The sequence below is a fragment of the Acidovorax sp. FG60 genome (genome assembly GCF_057808995.1).
In genome coordinates, this window is the sequence record NZ_JBMDJC010000020.1 from 17373 (window position 1) to 34157 (window position 16785).

At 66.6% G+C, this 16785-nt stretch carries 17 protein-coding genes; 13 read left to right on the forward strand and 4 right to left on the reverse strand.

Annotation, left to right across the window (positions count from 1 at the left end; translation table 11 throughout):
* The first annotated feature begins 150 nt into the window (after positions 1-150).
* Complete coding sequence (locus tag ACODS0_RS22515) at positions 151-1227, forward strand: hypothetical protein (RefSeq protein ID WP_488837285.1); 1077 nt, start codon at positions 151-153, stop codon at positions 1225-1227.
* A 2-nt stretch (positions 1228-1229) separates the two neighbouring features.
* Here ACODS0_RS22515 and ACODS0_RS22520 read toward each other — a convergent pair whose 3' ends face one another.
* Complete coding sequence (locus tag ACODS0_RS22520; protein ID WP_055393012.1) at positions 1230-1592, reverse strand: DUF2237 family protein; 363 nt, start codon at positions 1590-1592, stop codon at positions 1230-1232.
* 73 nt (positions 1593-1665) lie between these two features.
* Complete coding sequence (locus ACODS0_RS22525; RefSeq protein ID WP_121421258.1) at positions 1666-2145, reverse strand: DUF421 domain-containing protein; 480 nt, start codon at positions 2143-2145, stop codon at positions 1666-1668.
* A 174-nt stretch (positions 2146-2319) separates the two neighbouring features.
* On the opposite strand from ACODS0_RS22525, the gene ACODS0_RS22530 reads away from it, so the two are divergent.
* The 4 genes from ACODS0_RS22530 (at position 2320) to ACODS0_RS22545 (ending at position 5801) form a co-directional block, all read left to right on the forward strand.
* Positions 2320-3018 carry a DUF4197 domain-containing protein gene (locus tag ACODS0_RS22530; RefSeq protein ID WP_488837288.1) on the forward strand — a complete coding sequence of 233 codons (699 nt, stop codon included), beginning with the start codon at positions 2320-2322 and terminating at the stop codon, positions 3016-3018.
* A gap of 165 nt (positions 3019-3183) precedes the next feature.
* On the forward strand, positions 3184-3609 hold the full coding sequence (locus ACODS0_RS22535; RefSeq protein ID WP_158603829.1) for a YchJ family protein: 426 nt from the start codon (positions 3184-3186) through the stop codon (positions 3607-3609).
* Between the two features lie 50 nt (positions 3610-3659).
* Positions 3660-4313: an HAD family hydrolase gene (locus tag ACODS0_RS22540; RefSeq protein ID WP_055393018.1), complete on the forward strand. Its 654-nt coding sequence runs from the start codon at positions 3660-3662 to the stop codon at positions 4311-4313.
* Positions 4314-4361: 48 nt separating this feature from the next.
* Positions 4362-5801, forward strand: a complete 1440-nt coding sequence (locus tag ACODS0_RS22545; RefSeq protein WP_488837291.1) for a patatin-like phospholipase family protein — start codon at positions 4362-4364, stop codon at positions 5799-5801.
* Between the two features lie 32 nt (positions 5802-5833).
* Here the strand turns inward: ACODS0_RS22545 and ACODS0_RS22550 are convergent, their stop codons facing one another.
* Entirely contained in the window at positions 5834-6508 is a 675-nt protein-coding gene (locus tag ACODS0_RS22550; RefSeq protein ID WP_055393020.1) for a glutathione S-transferase family protein, read from the reverse strand.
* A 124-nt stretch (positions 6509-6632) separates the two neighbouring features.
* On the reverse strand, positions 6633-7745 hold the full coding sequence (locus tag ACODS0_RS22555) for an AraC family transcriptional regulator (RefSeq protein ID WP_488837293.1): 1113 nt from the start codon (positions 7743-7745) through the stop codon (positions 6633-6635).
* A 100-nt stretch (positions 7746-7845) separates the two neighbouring features.
* On the opposite strand from ACODS0_RS22555, the gene ACODS0_RS22560 reads away from it, so the two are divergent.
* The 8 genes from ACODS0_RS22560 (at position 7846) to ACODS0_RS22595 (ending at position 16760) form a co-directional block, all read left to right on the forward strand.
* On the forward strand, positions 7846-9576 hold the full coding sequence (locus ACODS0_RS22560; RefSeq protein WP_488837295.1) for an AMP-binding protein: 1731 nt from the start codon (positions 7846-7848) through the stop codon (positions 9574-9576).
* Between the two features lie 13 nt (positions 9577-9589).
* Positions 9590-11197 carry a carboxyl transferase domain-containing protein gene (locus ACODS0_RS22565; protein WP_488837297.1) on the forward strand — a complete coding sequence of 536 codons (1608 nt, stop codon included), beginning with the start codon at positions 9590-9592 and terminating at the stop codon, positions 11195-11197.
* A gap of 17 nt (positions 11198-11214) precedes the next feature.
* On the forward strand, positions 11215-11724 hold the full coding sequence (locus ACODS0_RS22570; RefSeq protein ID WP_488837299.1) for a DinB family protein: 510 nt from the start codon (positions 11215-11217) through the stop codon (positions 11722-11724).
* Complete coding sequence (locus ACODS0_RS22575; RefSeq protein ID WP_488837300.1) at positions 11721-12503, forward strand: enoyl-CoA hydratase/isomerase family protein; 783 nt, start codon at positions 11721-11723, stop codon at positions 12501-12503. Before ACODS0_RS22570 ends, ACODS0_RS22575 begins: the two co-directional genes overlap by 4 nt.
* A gap of 16 nt (positions 12504-12519) precedes the next feature.
* Entirely contained in the window at positions 12520-13239 is a 720-nt protein-coding gene (locus ACODS0_RS22580; protein ID WP_488837302.1) for a DUF4126 domain-containing protein, read from the forward strand.
* 2 nt (positions 13240-13241) lie between these two features.
* A complete protein-coding gene (locus tag ACODS0_RS22585) occupies positions 13242-15269 on the forward strand; it encodes an acetyl/propionyl/methylcrotonyl-CoA carboxylase subunit alpha (protein WP_488837304.1) in 2028 nt (675 codons plus the stop codon).
* A gap of 69 nt (positions 15270-15338) precedes the next feature.
* On the forward strand, positions 15339-16259 hold the full coding sequence (locus ACODS0_RS22590) for a 2-hydroxyacid dehydrogenase (RefSeq protein WP_488837306.1): 921 nt from the start codon (positions 15339-15341) through the stop codon (positions 16257-16259).
* A 42-nt stretch (positions 16260-16301) separates the two neighbouring features.
* Positions 16302-16760 carry a DUF3592 domain-containing protein gene (locus tag ACODS0_RS22595; protein ID WP_488837308.1) on the forward strand — a complete coding sequence of 153 codons (459 nt, stop codon included), beginning with the start codon at positions 16302-16304 and terminating at the stop codon, positions 16758-16760.
* Positions 16761-16785: the final 25 nt, after the last annotated feature.

The window sequence follows — 16785 nt, forward strand, 5'->3', positions numbered from 1 at the left end:
GCAGGCGCGCTGACAGCGCGGAGGTAGGGCAAATTCTGCCAAGTGTTGAGCAGGATGGACGGCGCGCAAACCCTACCAGGGTAGGGTTCCGTACCGCAGGAGGTGCTGCACAGAATCCGCCCTTCATTCACGATCAAGAGGTTTCTGTTCATGACACGACAAGCAAGCGCAATGGGTGCTGGGCGCACTGGGCATTCCGTACGGCCCCTCTTCCGCTGGGCACCCCTGGGCTTGGCGGCCGCCTTGCTGGTGGGTTGTGGCGGTAGTGACGATGACAACAATGGCACGCCGCCGCCTACCGCAGGCGCGTTCAGCATTGGCGGTGCGGTCACGGGCCTGGGCGCTGGCAAGACGGTGACGCTGCAAAACACCGGCAAGGACGACCTGACGATCAATGCCAACGGCAACTTCGTCTTCGTGACGCGCCTGGACAGTGGCATTGCCTATGCCGTCACCGTCAAAACCCAGCCCAGCGGCCAGCGATGCACGGTGACCCAGGGCACGGGCACCGCCACCGCCAACGTCAGCAACGTGCAGGTGCGCTGCGAAAACCTGGCGGCCGCCACCTATACGGTTGGCGGCTCAGTGACTGGTCTGGCGGGTGGCACGTTGGTGCTGCAGAACAACGGAGGCGATGACCTCTCGGTCTCCAGCAACGGCGGCTTCACGTTCGGCACTGCGCTGGCCGGCGGCACGGGCTATGCGGTCACCGTGCGCACGCAGCCTTCCGGCCAGAGCTGCACGGTGCGCAATGGCACCGGCAGCGTGGTCTCTGCCAACGTGGGCTCGGTGGAGGTGAGCTGCGGCACGGTGGTGGCCTTGCCCGAAGGCGACTGGAAGCAGGAGCTGTGCGTAGTGGTGCGGCCCGGCACCTGGGGCCGCTCGCTGTGGCGCATCACCCGCCAGGGGGACAATCGCGTGGCGGGACAGATCGGTGTGGCCACCTATGCTGACGCCAACTGCACGGGCGCTGGCACGGTGGCAGGCCCTCTGACCGGTGTGGGCAATGTGGCGTTCGACCGTAACGGCAGCACGGCTACTCTGACCGCGTTCTGGGGCTTGTGGACCCAGCCGTCAGGCCTGACATCGCGTGCCGTCTGGGCCCGCAAGGGGAGCCGCCTGTGCATTTTTGGCGACCAGATACCCACGGCCTTCCCAACGGCGGTCAGTGTGGAGAGCTACGTGGACACCGTTCTGCCCAACAAGACCTGCTACACGCAAAACTGAGCCTAGGACAACGCCGTGCTTTGCAATTGCGCCAGCGTCACGAACTCCAGCGCGCGCGCATGTGTGCATTCCAGGATCACGGGAGGCGCCACACCCGCCTCGTAGGCCTCCTTCCAGCGCAAGACGCACAGACACCAACGGTTGTTGGGCTGCAGCCCTGCAAAGCGGGACTCGGGCCGGGGTGTGATGAGGTCGTTGCCCCGCGACAGCGAAAAGTCCAGAAACGCCTGTGTCATGCGTGCGCAGATCACGTGGGTGCCGTGGTCTTGCTCGTCGGTGTTGCAGCAGCCGTCGCGGTAGTAGCCGGTCAGTGGGTCGTAGGAGCAGGGCATCAGCAAGGTGCCCAGAACGTTCAGTGCAGTCATATCGGGTCGCGTAAGTCGCGTGGGTTGTGAGGGGCGGTGAGGGTGCAGACCGTTGGGGTGGGCGCGGGGCGGGTCAGCCAACCTCGCCACGACGGCGCAGCACTACGGTGATCTGCCCGTTGGTCTCGATGGTGGCGCGTTCCACTTCGTGCGCGTGCAGGCAGCCGCCTGCGCGCAGTGCGGCCTCCACGTCGTCGCGGGTCAGCAGCTCCTTGCGCATCAGCGCCTGGTTCAGTTCGCCCTGGTGGATCAGCACCTGGGCCTTGCCGTCCACCCAGCGCCCGATGCGCGGGAAGTGGAAGGCCAACCGCGCCAGCGCCACATGCAGCAGCATGAGCGTGCTGGCCGAGATCAGCCCGCCCACCAGCGAGTTGTCGCCCGCGTTCATCGAGTTCTGCACCGCGTTCGACAGGATCAGCAACAGGATCAGGTCAAACGGCTCGTACTGCCCCGTCTGCCGCTTGCCCGACAGGCGCATGAACACCAGCAAGAACAGGTACACCACCACGCCGCGCAGCACAAACTCCCACCACGGCACGCTCATTTGCCACATTGCAAGGTTCCTTGTTGGATGCTTGGGTGGGGCAGTCTACGGCCTGCGGCTTGCTCCTCATTCGCTGAGCGAAAATCCCGGCAATTCCCCGCACGGCTCCGGCACAGTGCGCCACTCACTGCAGTGGTGGCCGAGTGGGCATCATCTGCCGTCCCCCACCGAAAGTACCGCACCATGCAACGCCGCCAATTTCACCAAACCAGCCTCGTGGCTGCCCTGCTGTGCGCCACCGGCCAGCGGGCCTGGGCCCTGTCGCTGGGTGACCTTACCAATGCCGATGCCGCCAGCGGCCTCAAAGCCGCGCTGGGCCAGGGCGCCCAGGCGGCGGTCGCCCTGCTGGGGCGGCCTGACGGGTTTCTGGGCAACCCCCAGGTGCGCATCGGCCTGCCGGGCTCCCTGGAAGACGCCGCCAAGGTCATGAAGTCGCTGGGCCAGGGGCGGCGCATCGACGAGCTGGTCACCTCCATCAACCGCGCCGCCGAAGCCGCCGTGCCCATGGGCAAAGACCTGCTGGTGGGCGCCGTGCAGAAGATGACGGTGACCGATGCCAAGAACATCCTGACCGGCGGCAGCACCTCGGTCACCGCCTTTTTTGCCGACAAGACGCGCACGCCGCTCTCCGAACGCTTCCTGCCCGTGGTGAACCAGGCCACCGAAAAAGTCGGCCTGACCCAGAAGTACAACGCCTTTGCGGGCAAGGCAGCGAGCTTTGGCCTGCTCAAACCCGAGGAGGCCAACCTTGCGCAGTACGTCACCGGCAAGACGCTCGACGGCCTGTACTTCATGATCGGCGAGGAAGAGCGCCGCATCCGTCAGAATCCGGCCGGTGCAGGCAGCGCCATCGCCCGCAAGGTCTTTGGGGCGCTGAGATGAAGCTCCCCCTGAGTCGCTTCGCGCCATCCCCCTCTCTCGCTGCGCGGGAGGGGGACGCACCCAGTGGCCTGGCAAAGCCAGTTCCACGGGTGCACTCGCCTCGCGCAGCGCCCGTTTCCATCGGTGAGGCGCGCGCGTCGCCTGCGTGCCTTCCTGCATCCGTCCATGAACCATAACGACCCCTGTCCCTGCGGCCGTACCCAAGCCGCACCCGGCAAAAGCGCCAAGGCTGCGGCCTTGTCCTATGGGGAATGCTGCGGCAGCTACCTCGACCACTGGGACGGCGCTGCCGCGCCCGACGCCGAGAGCCTCATGCGGTCACGCTACACCGCCTTTGTCCTCGAACGTGGCGACTACCTGCAGGCCACTTGGCACCCCAGCACCCGGCCAGCGGACCTCGATTTCGACCCCGGCACGAAGTGGCTGGGGCTGGAAGTGCGCAGCCACCGCAGCACAGGCGAAGACCGCGCCGAGGTGGAGTTTGTCGCGCGCTACCGCGTGGGCGGCCGCGCCGTGCGCCTGCACGAGACCAGCCGCTTCGTGCGCGAAGACGGGTGCTGGTTCTATGTGGATGGCGATATCCACTCCTAAAAATTGAATAAAAATGACCTCCAGCGCTTTACCAATAAGCGCGAGCAGCTATGAAATTTGAAGCAATCTTGTTTGACTGCGATGGTGTGCTGGTCGACAGCGAACCCATCACCAACGGCGTGCTGCGCGACATGCTCAACGAAGCGGGCTGGGCCCTGAGCGCCGACGAATGCATGCGCATCTTTATCGGCAAAACGGTGCGCAGCGAGGCCGCCCGCATCGAGGCCCACACCGGCCGCCCGCTGACCGATGCGTGGATGGCCGACTTCTATGCGCGGCGCAATGCCGAGCTGGACCAGCGCCTCACGGCCATCGAACACATCCACGGCACCATCGAAAGGGTGCACGCGCACCATGGCGGGCGCATTGCCTGCGCCTCGGGTGCCGACCGGCACAAGGTCGAGATGCAGCTGGCCAAGGTGGGGCTCACGCCGTACTTTGCCGGGCGGGTGTTCAGCGGCCACGAGATGCCCGCCACCAAGCCCGCGCCCGACGTCTATCTGGCGGCGGCTGCGGCCCTGCAGGTGGCGCCCGGGCGCTGTGCCGTGGTGGAAGACACCGTGACGGGCGTGACCGCTGGCGTGGCCGCAGGCGCCACGGTATTTGCCTATGCGCCGCTGGACGATGGCGAGCCCCTGCGTGCCGCAGGCGCAGCGCAGGTGTTTCGCAGCATGGCCGAGTTGCCTGCGCTGCTGGGCTGCTGACACAGGCAAGAAGATTCCCAACAGCCCTGTAACCATGGGAGAAGCGCAATGCCGGGACAACGCATGAAGCCGTGGATGCGGCGATGCGCCGTGGTGGCGGCCCTGGCCCTGCTGGCGGGCTGCTCGTCGGTGCGGCCCTGGATCAACGAACCCCTGAAGCCCGAAGACCAGGCCATCCCCGAGCGCAAGTCCGAGCGCGATCCCTCCATTCTGGTCGGCGTGACGCTGTCGGGCGGCGGCGCAAGGGCGGCCGCCTTCGGCTTTGGCGTGCTGACCGAAATGCAGGCCACGCGGTTCGACTGGAACGGGCGCCCCACCACGCTGCTCGACGCCACCGATGTGATCAGCGGCGTCTCGGGCGGCAGCATCGTGGCCGCTTACCTGGCGGCACACGGCATCGAGGGGCTGCCCCGCTTCGAGCAGGACTTTCTGCGCCAGAACTTCCAGAACAGTCTGATCACGCAGGCCCTGCGCCCCGGCAACCTGGTGGACCTGACCTCGCCCTGGTTCGGCCGCACGCACCTGCTCGCGCGGCGGCTGGATGAGCTGTATGGCGGGCGCACCTTTGGCGATGTGGCGCGGCGCCCGCGCCACCCGCAGCTGTTCATCACCGCCACCGACATGTCGTTGGGCACTGGCTTTGAATTCACGTGGGACCAGTTCGCGCTGATCTGCTCCGACCTGCGCAAGGTGCCGCTGTCGTTCGCGGTGGCGGCATCGTCCGCCGTACCGCTGCTGCTGAGTCCCGTCACCCTCAAGAACTACGCCGACCAGTGCCCCCAGTACCAGACCGTGTCCCGCGCTGCCACCCTGGCTGCGGGCGGCGACTACCGCGCGCGCCTGTACCGCGCGCATGAGTTGAGCTATCTGGACGCGCAGCGCCGCCCCTACATCCACCTGGTGGATGGCGGCCTTGCCGACAACCTGGGCGTGCAGCGTCTGCTCGACCGGGCCCTGGCCGGTGGCGGACTGCGCGAAACCTTCAGCGAAGTGGGCATCCCGCCCGGCACCATCCGCAAGCTGGTGCTCGTCACCGTCAACGCCGAGCGCGCCCCATCCGAGAACATCGACATGAGCGACAAGGTGCCCAACATGGCCCAGGTGGTGGACTCGCTGCTGTTTGGCACCGGCGCCCGCGCCACGCGCGAGACGCAGGAGTTCTTGCGCGACATCACCCAGCAGTGGCGCCAGTCGCTGGCGGCGGGCCCCACCGGCAGCAGCGATGCCTTTGCGCTCGGTGCCGAGGTCCATGTCATTTCCGTCAACCTGCGCGATGCCCACGACGACGTTGCGCGCCGCCGCCTGCTGCAAGTGCCCACGGCGTTCTCCATCACGTCGGAAGAAGTCACAGACCTCATCGAGGCGGGTGGCAGCGTGCTGCGCCACTCGCCGGAGTTCCGCGCACTGGTGCAGTCGCTGGCGCAGCAGGCTCCGACGACACCTTCACCCACGCCCGGACCTGCATCTACACCAGCGAAGTCCGAGTAGCCGCGTGAGCCCGGCTAGCCCCCACCTCCGCATCACGGTTTGGTGTCGGGGGCCGGGGTGGTGGGCACGTCCTGGTCTTGGGCGGCCTCCGTCTGTGCGGCCATCGCCCGCTGGTAGCCGGGACGCTGTTGCAACCGCTGCCAGTAGGCCTGCGTGGCCGGGCCAAATTGTTCGTTCAGCCCCAGGTGCTGCGCCAGCAGCAGCGCATACCCCACCGCCACATCCGCCGCCGTAAAGCGGCCCGCGCACAGATAGTCGCTGCGGCCGTGGGTCATCGCGGTTTCTACCGCGCGCAGCCGGGCCAGGAACCAGCGGCTGTAGTCCTCCACCACCTGCGGCAGCTTGCGCTCTGCGGTCTCAAACCGGCCATAGCGCAGCACCAGCGTCTGCGGAAAAGTCAGCGTCGCATCGCTCATGTGCAGCCAGTTCAGGTACGCGCCATACGCCGGGTGCGTGGGCGCCACGTCCAGCCCTGCGTCGGGGTGCGTGGCCGCGAGGTACTGGCACATGGCGGCGGATTCGGTCATGCGGACATCGCCCTGCACCAGCAGGGGCACCGTGCCCAGCGGGTTCTCGTCCAGAAACCACCGGGCCTTGGCGCGGGGCGGGAAGGGCAGCATGTGGAGCTGGTAGGGCAGTTGCAGCTCTTCGAGCATCCACAGGGGACGGAAGGAGCGGGCGCTGATGCAGTGGTGGAGGTGGAGCATGAAGGCAAGCGGCAAGCGGCAAGAGGGCGGGCGGGAGCGCTGGTCAGTGTAGTGGTGGCTGGCTGCGGACGCAGCCCCGTGGCAGCCATGCAGGGTGCAGATCGCGCCATTGGGCCACTTCCTATCACGCTGGGCTCGCTTGGCGCCGAAACTCCGCCGGCGACTGCCCCGTCCACCCCCGAAACGCCCGAATAAAACTCTTCTCGTTCTCAAACCCCGCTGCCTCCGCCACCTGCTTGATGGGCCGCTGTGTGCGGTGCAGCAGCTCCACTGCGCGGGTGCGGCGAACCTCGTCTTTCAAGCCCTGCAGCGTGGCGCCTTCTTCCTTCAATTGCCGGTGCAGCGTGCGTGGCGACACATGCAGCAGCGCGGCCAGCGATTCCGCGCTGTGCTGGGGCAATGCATGGGCGGGTTGGCCCGGCAGCGGCGCAGCAAGTAGCTGGCGCACGCGCTGCACCAGCAGGCGGTCCCGGCGGTAGTGCAGCACCGTCAGGGGTAGGGCGTGTTGCAGCATCTGGCGCAGGGCCTGCTCGTCGCGGCGCAGGGGCAGGTGCAGGTAGCGGGCGTCGAAGTGAATGGCGGTGCGTGGCGCGTGGAAGGTGACGGGGCCTCGGAACAACACGGCATACGCATCGGCGTGCAGGGGCGCATCAAAGGCAAATTCTGCGGCGATGAGCGGAATGCGCGAGTCCACCATCCAGCACGCCAGGCCGTGGGCATTGCGCAGCACGGATACCAGGCAAAACTCGCGCAGCGCGCCCAGGTCGCGGGCCTCGGTGATGGCCAGGGTGGCAGTGTCGCCCTGGGTGGTGAGATGCAGGGCAATGTCGTCCGCCAGCAGGCCGTGGTGGCGGCACCAGCGGGCCAGGGCCACCTGCAGCGTGGGCGAGCTAATGCTGGCACGCGCCAGCATGCCGTAGCTGCCCCAGGGCAGGCGGCGGCTGAACCAGCCCAGGGCTTCGTCGTCCAGTTCCTGCATGGCGGCGTCGGAGATCTGCTCCATCTGCCAGGCGGTGATGCGGGCGCTGTCGTCGGGCAGCAGCTGCGGCGCAATCTGTGCCTGGGCCAGGGCGCGTTCCGGGCTCAGGCCGCGCTGCTCGTACGCCAGAACAATGGCACGCACAAAGGCGATGGGCGTTGCGGCAGGGGCAGATGGAGTGGTTGGGAGACGATGGTCGGCGGGGGCGGTGGTCTTCACGCCACAGAGTGTGCCAGCCGTGGCACGATTTGCAACCATTGTGTCCACCCGCCAGGGGTTCAGGCTTCTATGCTTACGGATCGCCCGCCCGCATGTTCTTGCGGCGCAGGCCGCATGACAGAGCCGAGGAGACAAACCTGTGACGAGTGCAGCCGCAACGAACTTCGCACCGCTGGTGGACAGCCACGCCCGTGGCGCCACCGACGTTCCCTTGATCGAGCAGACCATCGGCGCCTTTTTTGCCGATATGGTGGCCCGCCATCCCGACCGCGAGGCGCTGGTCAGCGTGCACCAGGGCCGCCGCACCACCTACGCCCAGTTGCAAACCGAAGCCCACCGCCTGGCCAGCGCGCTGCTTGGCATGGGGCTCACGCCCGGCGACCGCGTGGGTATCTGGTCGCACAACAACGCCGAATGGGTGCTGATGCAGCTGGCCACCGCGCAGGTGGGCCTGGTGCTGGTCAACATCAACCCTGCCTACCGCACGTCCGAGGTGGAATACGCGCTCAACAAGGTGGGCTGCAAGCTGCTGGTGACCATGGCCCGCTTCAAGACCAGCGACTACCTGGGCATGCTGCGCGAGCTGGCGCCCGAGTGGCAGCACCAGCAGCCAGGCCAGCTGGGCTCCGTGAAGCTGCCCCACCTGAACACCGTAGTGTGGATCGATGAGGCGGGGCAGGGCGCCGACGAACCGGGCCTGATGCGTTTTACCGACCTGCTGGCACGCGGCAACGCGGCCGACCCGCGCCTGGCGCACACCGCAGCCACGTTGAAGGCCACCGACCCCATCAACATCCAGTTCACCAGCGGCACCACCGGCTTCCCCAAGGGCGCCACGCTCACGCACCGCAACATCCTGAACAACGGTTTCTTCATTGGCGAGTGCATGAAGCTCACGCCCGAAGACCGCCTGTGCATCCCCGTGCCGCTGTACCACTGCTTCGGCATGGTGCTGGGCAACCTGGCCTGCCTTACGCACGGTGCCACCATCGTGTACCCCAACGACGGGTTTGACCCGCTGACCGTGCTGCAGACGGTGCAGGACGAGCGCTGCACCGGCCTGCACGGCGTGCCCACCATGTTCATTGCCGAGCTGGACCACCCGCGTTTTGCCGAGTTCAACCTCAGCACCCTGCGCACCGGCATCATGGCGGGTTCGCCCTGCCCCACCGAGGTGATGAAGCGTGTGGTGGAGCAGATGAACCTTCGCGAAATCACCATTGCCTACGGCATGACCGAGACCAGCCCCGTGAGCTGCCAGAGCAGCACCGACACGCCGCTGGACAAGCGCGTCTCCACCGTGGGCCAGGTGCAGCCGCACCTGGAGATCAAGATCGTGGATCCCGACAGCGGGGCGGTGGTGCCCATCGGCCAGCGGGGCGAGTTCTGCACCAAAGGCTACTCCGTCATGCACGGCTACTGGGGCGACCCGGCCAAGACCCGCGAGGCGATTGACGAAGGCGGCTGGATGCACACCGGCGACCTGGCCACCATGGACGCCGAGGGCTACGTGAACATCGTCGGCCGCATCAAGGACATGGTGATCCGTGGCGGCGAGAACATTTACCCGCGCGAGATCGAAGAATTTTTGTACCGCCACCCGCAGGTGCAGGACGTGCAGGTGGTGGGCGTGCCCGACCAGAAATACGGCGAGGAACTCTGCGCCTGGATCATTGCCAAGCCCGGCACCCAGCCCACCGAGGACGACATCCGCGCCTTCTGCAAGGGCCAGATCGCGCACTACAAGGTGCCGCGCTACATCCGCTTTGTCACCAGCTTTCCGATGACTGTGACGGGCAAGATCCAGAAGTTCAAGATCCGCGACGAGATGAAGGATCTGCTGGGCCTGGAAGAACAAAAGACTGCTTGAAGAGCCACACCGTATGACCATTCTCGACACCCAACTCAACGCCCGCTCGGCGGACTTTCTGGCCAACGCCGCCGCCATGCGCACGCTGGTGGATGACCTGCGCGCCCAGCTCGACAAGGTCGCCCAGGGCGGCGGCGAGGCCGCACGCGCCAAGCACACCGCCCGTGGCAAGCTGCTGCCGCGCGAACGCGTGCAGATGCTGCTGGACCCGGGAACGCCGTTCCTCGAACTGGCGCCGCTGGCCGCGCTCAACATGTACAACAACGACGCGCCCAGCGCGGGGCTCATCGCGGGCGTTGGCCGCGTGAGCGGCGTGGACTGCATGATCGTGTGCAACGACGCCACGGTGAAGGGCGGCACCTACTACCCGCTCACCGTCAAGAAGCACCTGCGTGCGCAGGAAGTGGCGCAGCAAAACCATCTGCCCTGCATCTACCTGGTGGACTCGGGCGGCGCCAACCTGCCCAACCAGGACGAGGTCTTCCCCGACCGCGATCACTTCGGCCGCATCTTCTTCAACCAGGCCAACATGAGCGCCATGGGCATCTCGCAGATCGCGGTGGTCATGGGATCGTGCACGGCGGGTGGTGCCTACGTGCCGGCCATGAGTGACGAGTCCATCATCGTCAAGAACCAGGGCACCATCTTTTTGGGTGGCCCGCCGCTGGTCAAGGCCGCGACGGGCGAGGTCGTGACGGCCGAAGACCTGGGCGGCGGCGACGTGCACACCCGCCTGTCGGGTGTGGCCGACCACCTGGCGCAGAATGACATGCATGCGTTGCAGCTGGCACGCAATGCGGTGCGTAATTTGAATAAAAACAAGGCTCCAGCGCTTGTTGATCAAGCGCCAATAGCTCCTAAATTTGCAGCAGAGGAGCTGTATGGCGTGATCCCCGTGGACACGCGCAAGCCGTTCGACGTGCGCGAGATCATTGCCCGCATCGTCGACGGCAGCGAGTTCGACGAGTTCAAGGCACGCTACGGCACCACGCTGGTCACGGGCTTTGCGCGCATTGAAGGGATGATGGTCGGCATCATCGCCAACAACGGCATCTTGTTCAGCGAGTCGGCGCTCAAGGGCGCGCACTTCATCGAGCTGTGCTGCCAGCGCAAGATCCCGCTGGTGTTCCTGCAAAACATCACCGGCTTCATGGTGGGCCGCAAGTACGAGAACGAAGGCATCGCGCGCAACGGCGCCAAGATGGTCACGGCCGTGGCCACGGCCAGCGTGCCCAAGTTCACCATCATCATCGGCGGCAGTTTTGGCGCGGGCAACTACGGCATGTGCGGCCGGGCCTACAGCCCCCGCTTCCTGTGGATGTGGCCCAACGCGCGCATCAGCGTCATGGGCGGCGACCAGGCTGCGGGCGTGCTGGCCACGGTCAAGCGCGACGGCATCGAGGCCAAGGGTGGGCAGTGGAGCATGGAGGAAGAAGAAGCCTTCAAGGCCCCCATCCGCCGCCAGTACGAAGACCAGGGCCACCCCTACTACGCCACCGCCCGCCTGTGGGACGACGGCGTGATCGACCCCGCCGATACGCGCCGCGTGCTGGCGCTGGGCCTGGCGGCCACGCGCAATGCGCCCATCGAAGACACCAAGTTCGGCCTGTTCCGCATGTAGCAGGAGCAGGAGCCACCATGGACGCTGTTGCCCACTTCACCCAGCTTGCGCGCTACAACGTGTGGGCCACGGCGCGCCTGCTTGATGCAGTGCGGGCGCTGGCGGAAGAGGACTACCGGCGCGATGTCGGCCTGTTCTTCAAAAGCATCCACGGCACGCTCAACCACCTGCTGGTGGGCGAACACCATCTGTGGTTCGTGCGCTTTGCCGACGGCATTTCGCCCAAGGTGGCGCTGGACGCCGAGCTGGAGAGCGACCGTGCGCGGCTGGATGCCCGGCTGCGCGAGGGCGCGGCCCGCTGGGCACCGCTGATAGCCTCGTTCAAGCCGGACCGCTGGAGCGGCACGCTCGACTACACCACCATGCGCGGCACAGCGGCATCGCTACCGTTTGCGGCCACGCTGGCGCATGTGTTCAACCACGGCACGCACCACCGGGGTCAGATCACTGCCGCATTGACTGCGCTGGGCCAGCCTTGCCCCGAGCTGGACCTTGTCTACTTCCTGCAAAACCCGTCCACGCCATGAGCCAGAACCTGTCCATCACCCAAACCGGCGCCGTGGCGCGCATCACGCTCACGCAGCCCGAAATCCGCAACGCCTTCAGCGATGAGGTCATTGCCGAGATCACCGCCGCCTTCACCGATGTGGGTGGGCGTGCCGATGTGCGCGCCGTGGTGCTGGCTGCGGAAGGCCCGGCCTTCTGCGCCGGTGCCAACCTCAACTGGATGCGCCGCATGGCCGACTACACGCGCGACGAGAACATCGCCGACGCGGGAAAGTTGGCCGAGATGCTGCGGGTGATCTATGAGTGCCCCAAGCCCACGGTGGCACGCGTGCAGGGCGATGTATATGCAGGCGGCATGGGCCTGGTGGCCGCGTGCGACATGGCCGTGGCCGTGGACACGGCGGGCTTTTGCCTCAGCGAAGTGAAGCTGGGGCTCATCCCCGCCACCATCAGCCCGTATGTGATCCGTGCCATGGGCGCACGCGCTGCGCACCGGTACTTCCTCACGGCCGAGCGTTTTGGCGCGGCCGAAGCCTTGCGCATTGGCTTTGTGCACGAGGTCGTGGTCGCTGACCAGCTCGACACCAAAGTGGACGAACTGCTCAAGGCCCTGACCAGCGCCAGCCCCAACGCTGTGCGCGTGTGCAAGAAGCTGGTGATGGATGTGGCAGAGCGGGAGATCAACGCGGGCCTCGTCGCCGCCACGGTGCAGGGCATTGCCGACATCCGTGCCAGCGACGAGGGCAAGGAAGGCGTGCAGTCGTTCTTGAACAAACGCAAACCCGCCTGGTTGGGCTGATCGGTACAAGCAGGCCATGGACACCCTCTGGTTCAACATCGTGCAGTGGCTCCACACGCTGGGGCTGCATGTGGATGGCGGCACCGCGCGCGCCGTGGGCTACGCGGCAGCCACAGCAACTGCGAAGCTCGACATGCCCAGCCTGCTGGCGCTGGCCGCCGCACTGGGCTGGGCCAGCGGCTTTCGGTTGTATGCCGTAGTGTTCCTGGTCGGCATGATGGGCGTGCTGGGCTGGATGCCCCTGCCGCCCGGCCTGGCGATGCTGCAGCACCCGCTGGTGCTGATGGTCAGCGGCTTCATGCTGACGGTGGAGTTCTTTGCCGACAAGGTGCCCTGGGTGGACAGCGCCTGGGATGCCGTGCACGCCTTCATTCGCGTGCCTGCGGGCGCCGCCTTGGCCTATGGCGTTTTTGGCGCCGACAACGCCACCATGGCCGTGGTGGCTGGGCTGCTGGGGGGCTCGCTCTCTGCCACGGCGCTGGCCACCAAGATGACCACGCGGGCGGCGGTGAACACCTCGCCCGAGCCGTTTTCCAACTGGGGCCTGTCGTTCTTGGAAGACGGCCTGGTCGTGGCCGTGGTCTGGCTGGCCACGCAGCACCCGGTGGCGTTCGGTGTTGCGTTGGTCGTGATGGTGGTCGTGTCGGTACTGCTGCTGGTGGTGCTGTTCAAGTTTCTGCGCGCCGTGGTGCGGCGCTTGTCTTCATTCTTTTCTGGTTCTGCCAAGGTGGCTTAAAAATGTTCAACAAGATACTCATCGCAAATCGAGGCGAGATCGCTTGCCGTGTGGCCGCGACCGCCAAGCGCCTGGGCGTGAAGACCGTCGCCGTGTATTCCGATGCCGACGCCAACGCCAAACATGTGGCCGTGTGCGACGAGGCCGTGCACATTGGCGGCAGCGCGCCCAAGGACAGCTACCTGCGCTGGGAGCGCATCATCGAGGCCGCCAAGGCCACGGGTGCGCAGGCCATTCACCCTGGTTACGGTTTCCTGAGCGAGAACGAAGACTTTGCCAAGGCCTGTGCCGACGCGGGCCTGGTCTTCATCGGTCCCCCTGCCAGCGCCATCAATGCCATGGGGCTGAAGGCCGAGTCCAAGCGCCTGATGGAGCAGGCCCAGGTGCCCCTGGTGCCCGGCTACCACGGTGCGGACCAGGACCCGGCACTGCTGCAACGCGAGGCGGACCGCATTGGCTACCCGGTGCTCATCAAGGCCAGCGCGGGTGGTGGTGGCAAGGGCATGCGCGCCGTGGACAAGGCCGAGGATTTTGCGGCGGCGCTCGACTCCTGCAAGCGCGAGGCCATCAACAGCTTTGGCGACGACGCGGTGCTGGTAGAGAAGTACGTGCAGCGCCCCCGCCACATCGAAATCCAGGTGTTCGGCGACACGCACGGCAACTGCGTGTACCTGTTTGAGCGCGACTGCTCGGTGCAGCGCCGCCACCAGAAGGTGCTGGAAGAAGCGCCCGCCCCCGGCATGACGCCGGAGCTGCGCGCCCGCATGGGCGAGGCTGCCGTGGCCGCAGCACGGGCGGTGAACTACGTGGGCGCGGGCACGGTGGAATTCATCGTCGAGCAGCCCGGCGGCTACGACGCGCCCGAGCAGATGAAGTTCTACTTCATGGAGATGAATACCCGCCTGCAGGTGGAGCACCCCGTGACCGAGGCCATCACGGGCCTCGACCTCGTGGAGTGGCAACTGCGCGTGGCCTCAGGCGAGCCCTTGCCGCTCAAACAGGAAGACCTGCGTATCCAAGGTCACGCCATCGAGGCGCGCATTTGCGCTGAGAACCCCGACAACAACTTCCTGCCCGCCACCGGCGCGCTCAATGTGTATGCGCTGCCCGAGTGCGTGACCTTCGAACGGGGCGCGGTGCGCGTGGATTCCGGCGTGCGCCAGGGCGATGCGATCAGCCCGTTCTACGACTCCATGGTGGCCAAGCTCATCGTGCACGGCGACACGCGTGCGCAAGCCCTGGCCCGGCTGGATGAGGCGCTGGCCCAGACCCACATCGTGGGCCTGGCAACCAACGTGCAGTTTTTGCGCCGCGTGGCCCGCACCGAGGCATTTGCCAGCGCCAAGCTGGACACCGCGCTGATCCCGCGCGAGCAGGCGGTGCTGTTCCACCAGGAGCCCGTGGGCTTGCCCCTGGCGGCTGCTGCCGCCGTGGCTCAGACCCTGCTGCGCGAGCGCGCCAGCGAGGGCGTGGACCCCTTCAGCCGCCGCGATGGTTTTCACACCCATGGCGTGGTGCAGCGCCGGTTTGAGTTCGAGTTTGGTGGTGAGCACGCCAAGGCGCTGCTGACCTACGAGCGTGGTGGCAGCCTGCATCTGGCCGTCGGCGAAGGCGATGCCGCAGTGGCCGGGCCGTTGGTGTTCAGCGCTGTGGGGCAGGGCATCGAATTGCAGTTTGCAGGTCAGCGCACGCGTGCGGCTGTGTATGCCCAGGGCGAGGTGGACCACGTATTCACCCCGCTGGGCGCCACGCAGATCACTGCCATCGACCTGCTGGCCCACGCGGGCGAGGCTGCGGCCGAAGGCGGGCGCCTCACAGCCCCGATGCCTGGCAAGGTGGTGTCGTTTGCCGTGAAGGCGGGCGATGCGGTAACCAAGGGCCAACCGCTGGCAGTGATGGAAGCCATGAAGATGGAACACACCATTGCTGCCCCTGCGGATGGTGTGGTGCAGGAGCTGCTATATGCGCCGGGCGACCAGGTGACCGAGGGGGCAGAGCTGCTCAAACTGGCAGCCGCCGACAAGGCCTGAGCCAAGTAGTGTCCCGAGTCGTCTGCAGGTGACAGCGCAGGGGGCTCAATGCGGCTACGCTTGGGCCCCATGAAAATCACCTTTTGCTGTACCGACACCAAGGCCGAACCCTGGCTGCAGGGCCTGGCCGCCGCGCTTCCCGGCGCTGAGATTTCTGTTTGGCAACCCGGCGCCCCGCAGGCCGACTACGCCGTGGTGTGGGCGCCGCCCCAGCAGTTCATGGACGAGCAGCCGGGCCTCAAGGCCCTGTTCAACATTGGCGCGGGGGTGGATGCCCTCCTCAAGCTGCGCTTGCCTCCCAAGGCCCTGGTGGTGCGCCTGGACGACGCAGGCATGGCGGTGCAGATGGCCGAGTACGTGTGCCACGCGGTCATCCGCCACTTCCGCGAGTTTGACGGCTATGAGGCCGACACCCAGGCGGGCCGCTGGGGCTACCGCAAGCCGCGCCTGCGCAGCGACTACCCCATCGGCGTGATGGGCCTGGGCGTGCTGGGCGAGCGGGTTGCCAAGGCGCTGGCGCAGTTTGAATTTCCGATCAATGGCTGGAGCCGCAGCCCCAAGGCCATCGACGGCGTGCGCGGCTTTGCGGGCGCAGATCAATTCAATGACTTTCTGGCCGCGAGCCGCGTCCTGGTCAACCTGCTGCCGCTCACGCCCGATACGACCAACGTCATCAACAAGGGCACGCTCGCTCGCCTGCAGCCGGGTGCCTACGTGATCAATGTGGCGCGCGGCGCGCACCTGGTGGACGAAGACCTGGTGGCCGCCATCGACAGCGGCCACGTGGCAGGCGCCACGCTCGATGTGTTCCGCACCGAGCCGCTGCCCGCAGGGCATGCGTTCTGGACGCACCCGCGCATCACCATCACGCCCCATACGTCAGCGCGCACGCTGCGCGACGAAAGCATTGCGCAGATCGCGCGCAAGATGGTGGCGCTGGAGCGCGGCGAGGCCGTGGCGGGCATCGTGAACCCCGCGCGAGGCTACTGAGGCCGACGGTCCACGCGCTCGCCAGCGTAGAGAATGGCGGGCATGAGCTCCTCCACCTTCCGCCGCTTCTTTGGTCTTTTGGGCTGGATCCTGCTGGTGCCCAGCGCCTTGACCGCGCTGGGCGCGGCGTGGTTGTTGGCCTCTGGCATGAACATGCTGGGCGACACACACACCGCCAGGGGCCGGGTGGTTGCGCATGAAGAAATCATGACGGGCGCGGCCCACCGCCGGGGGCTTGCCAAGAAAAGCATTGTGGAGTTTGCGGCGGGCGATGGGCGGAGATTCCGGTTCACAGACTCGGTCGCACGCCAGCAGCAGGCCATCCACGAGGTGGGTGAGACCGTCTCGGTGCGCTACTCCGCCCAAGACCCGTCGCAGGCCGAGATCAGCAGCTCCACCGCCGTGAAGATCGTGGCCGGTACGGTGATGCTGCTGTCCAGTGCCATTGGCATGGCGCTGGGCTGGCTGTTGCTGCGCTTGCGACCCAGGTCTGTCGCATAGCCCTCTGTGCGCGGGCACAGAGGGT

What these genes read in the sequence shown, in the direction of transcription:
- ACODS0_RS22530 (WP_488837288.1), top strand. Translation starts at nt 2,320, where the DNA reads ATGCAACGCCGCCAATTTCACCAAACCAGCCTCGTGGCTGCCCTGCTG.
- ACODS0_RS22595 (WP_488837308.1), top strand. Translation starts at nt 16,302, where the DNA reads ATGAGCTCCTCCACCTTCCGCCGCTTCTTTGGTCTTTTGGGCTGGATC.
- ACODS0_RS22550 (WP_055393020.1), bottom strand. Translation starts at nt 6,508, where the DNA reads ATGCTCCACCTCCACCACTGCATCAGCGCCCGCTCCTTCCGTCCCCTG.
- ACODS0_RS22555 (WP_488837293.1), bottom strand. Translation starts at nt 7,745, where the DNA reads ATGGTTGCAAATCGTGCCACGGCTGGCACACTCTGTGGCGTGAAGACC.
- ACODS0_RS22540 (WP_055393018.1), top strand. Translation starts at nt 3,660, where the DNA reads ATGAAATTTGAAGCAATCTTGTTTGACTGCGATGGTGTGCTGGTCGAC.
- ACODS0_RS22590 (WP_488837306.1), top strand. Translation starts at nt 15,339, where the DNA reads ATGAAAATCACCTTTTGCTGTACCGACACCAAGGCCGAACCCTGGCTG.
- ACODS0_RS22535 (WP_158603829.1), top strand. Translation starts at nt 3,184, where the DNA reads ATGAACCATAACGACCCCTGTCCCTGCGGCCGTACCCAAGCCGCACCC.
- ACODS0_RS22580 (WP_488837302.1), top strand. Translation starts at nt 12,520, where the DNA reads ATGGACACCCTCTGGTTCAACATCGTGCAGTGGCTCCACACGCTGGGG.
- ACODS0_RS22570 (WP_488837299.1), top strand. Translation starts at nt 11,215, where the DNA reads ATGGACGCTGTTGCCCACTTCACCCAGCTTGCGCGCTACAACGTGTGG.
- ACODS0_RS22525 (WP_121421258.1), bottom strand. Translation starts at nt 2,145, where the DNA reads ATGTGGCAAATGAGCGTGCCGTGGTGGGAGTTTGTGCTGCGCGGCGTG.
- ACODS0_RS22515 (WP_488837285.1), top strand. Translation starts at nt 151, where the DNA reads ATGACACGACAAGCAAGCGCAATGGGTGCTGGGCGCACTGGGCATTCC.
- ACODS0_RS22545 (WP_488837291.1), top strand. Translation starts at nt 4,362, where the DNA reads ATGCCGGGACAACGCATGAAGCCGTGGATGCGGCGATGCGCCGTGGTG.
- ACODS0_RS22575 (WP_488837300.1), top strand. Translation starts at nt 11,721, where the DNA reads ATGAGCCAGAACCTGTCCATCACCCAAACCGGCGCCGTGGCGCGCATC.
- ACODS0_RS22565 (WP_488837297.1), top strand. Translation starts at nt 9,590, where the DNA reads ATGACCATTCTCGACACCCAACTCAACGCCCGCTCGGCGGACTTTCTG.
- ACODS0_RS22520 (WP_055393012.1), bottom strand. Translation starts at nt 1,592, where the DNA reads ATGACTGCACTGAACGTTCTGGGCACCTTGCTGATGCCCTGCTCCTAC.
- ACODS0_RS22585 (WP_488837304.1), top strand. Translation starts at nt 13,242, where the DNA reads ATGTTCAACAAGATACTCATCGCAAATCGAGGCGAGATCGCTTGCCGT.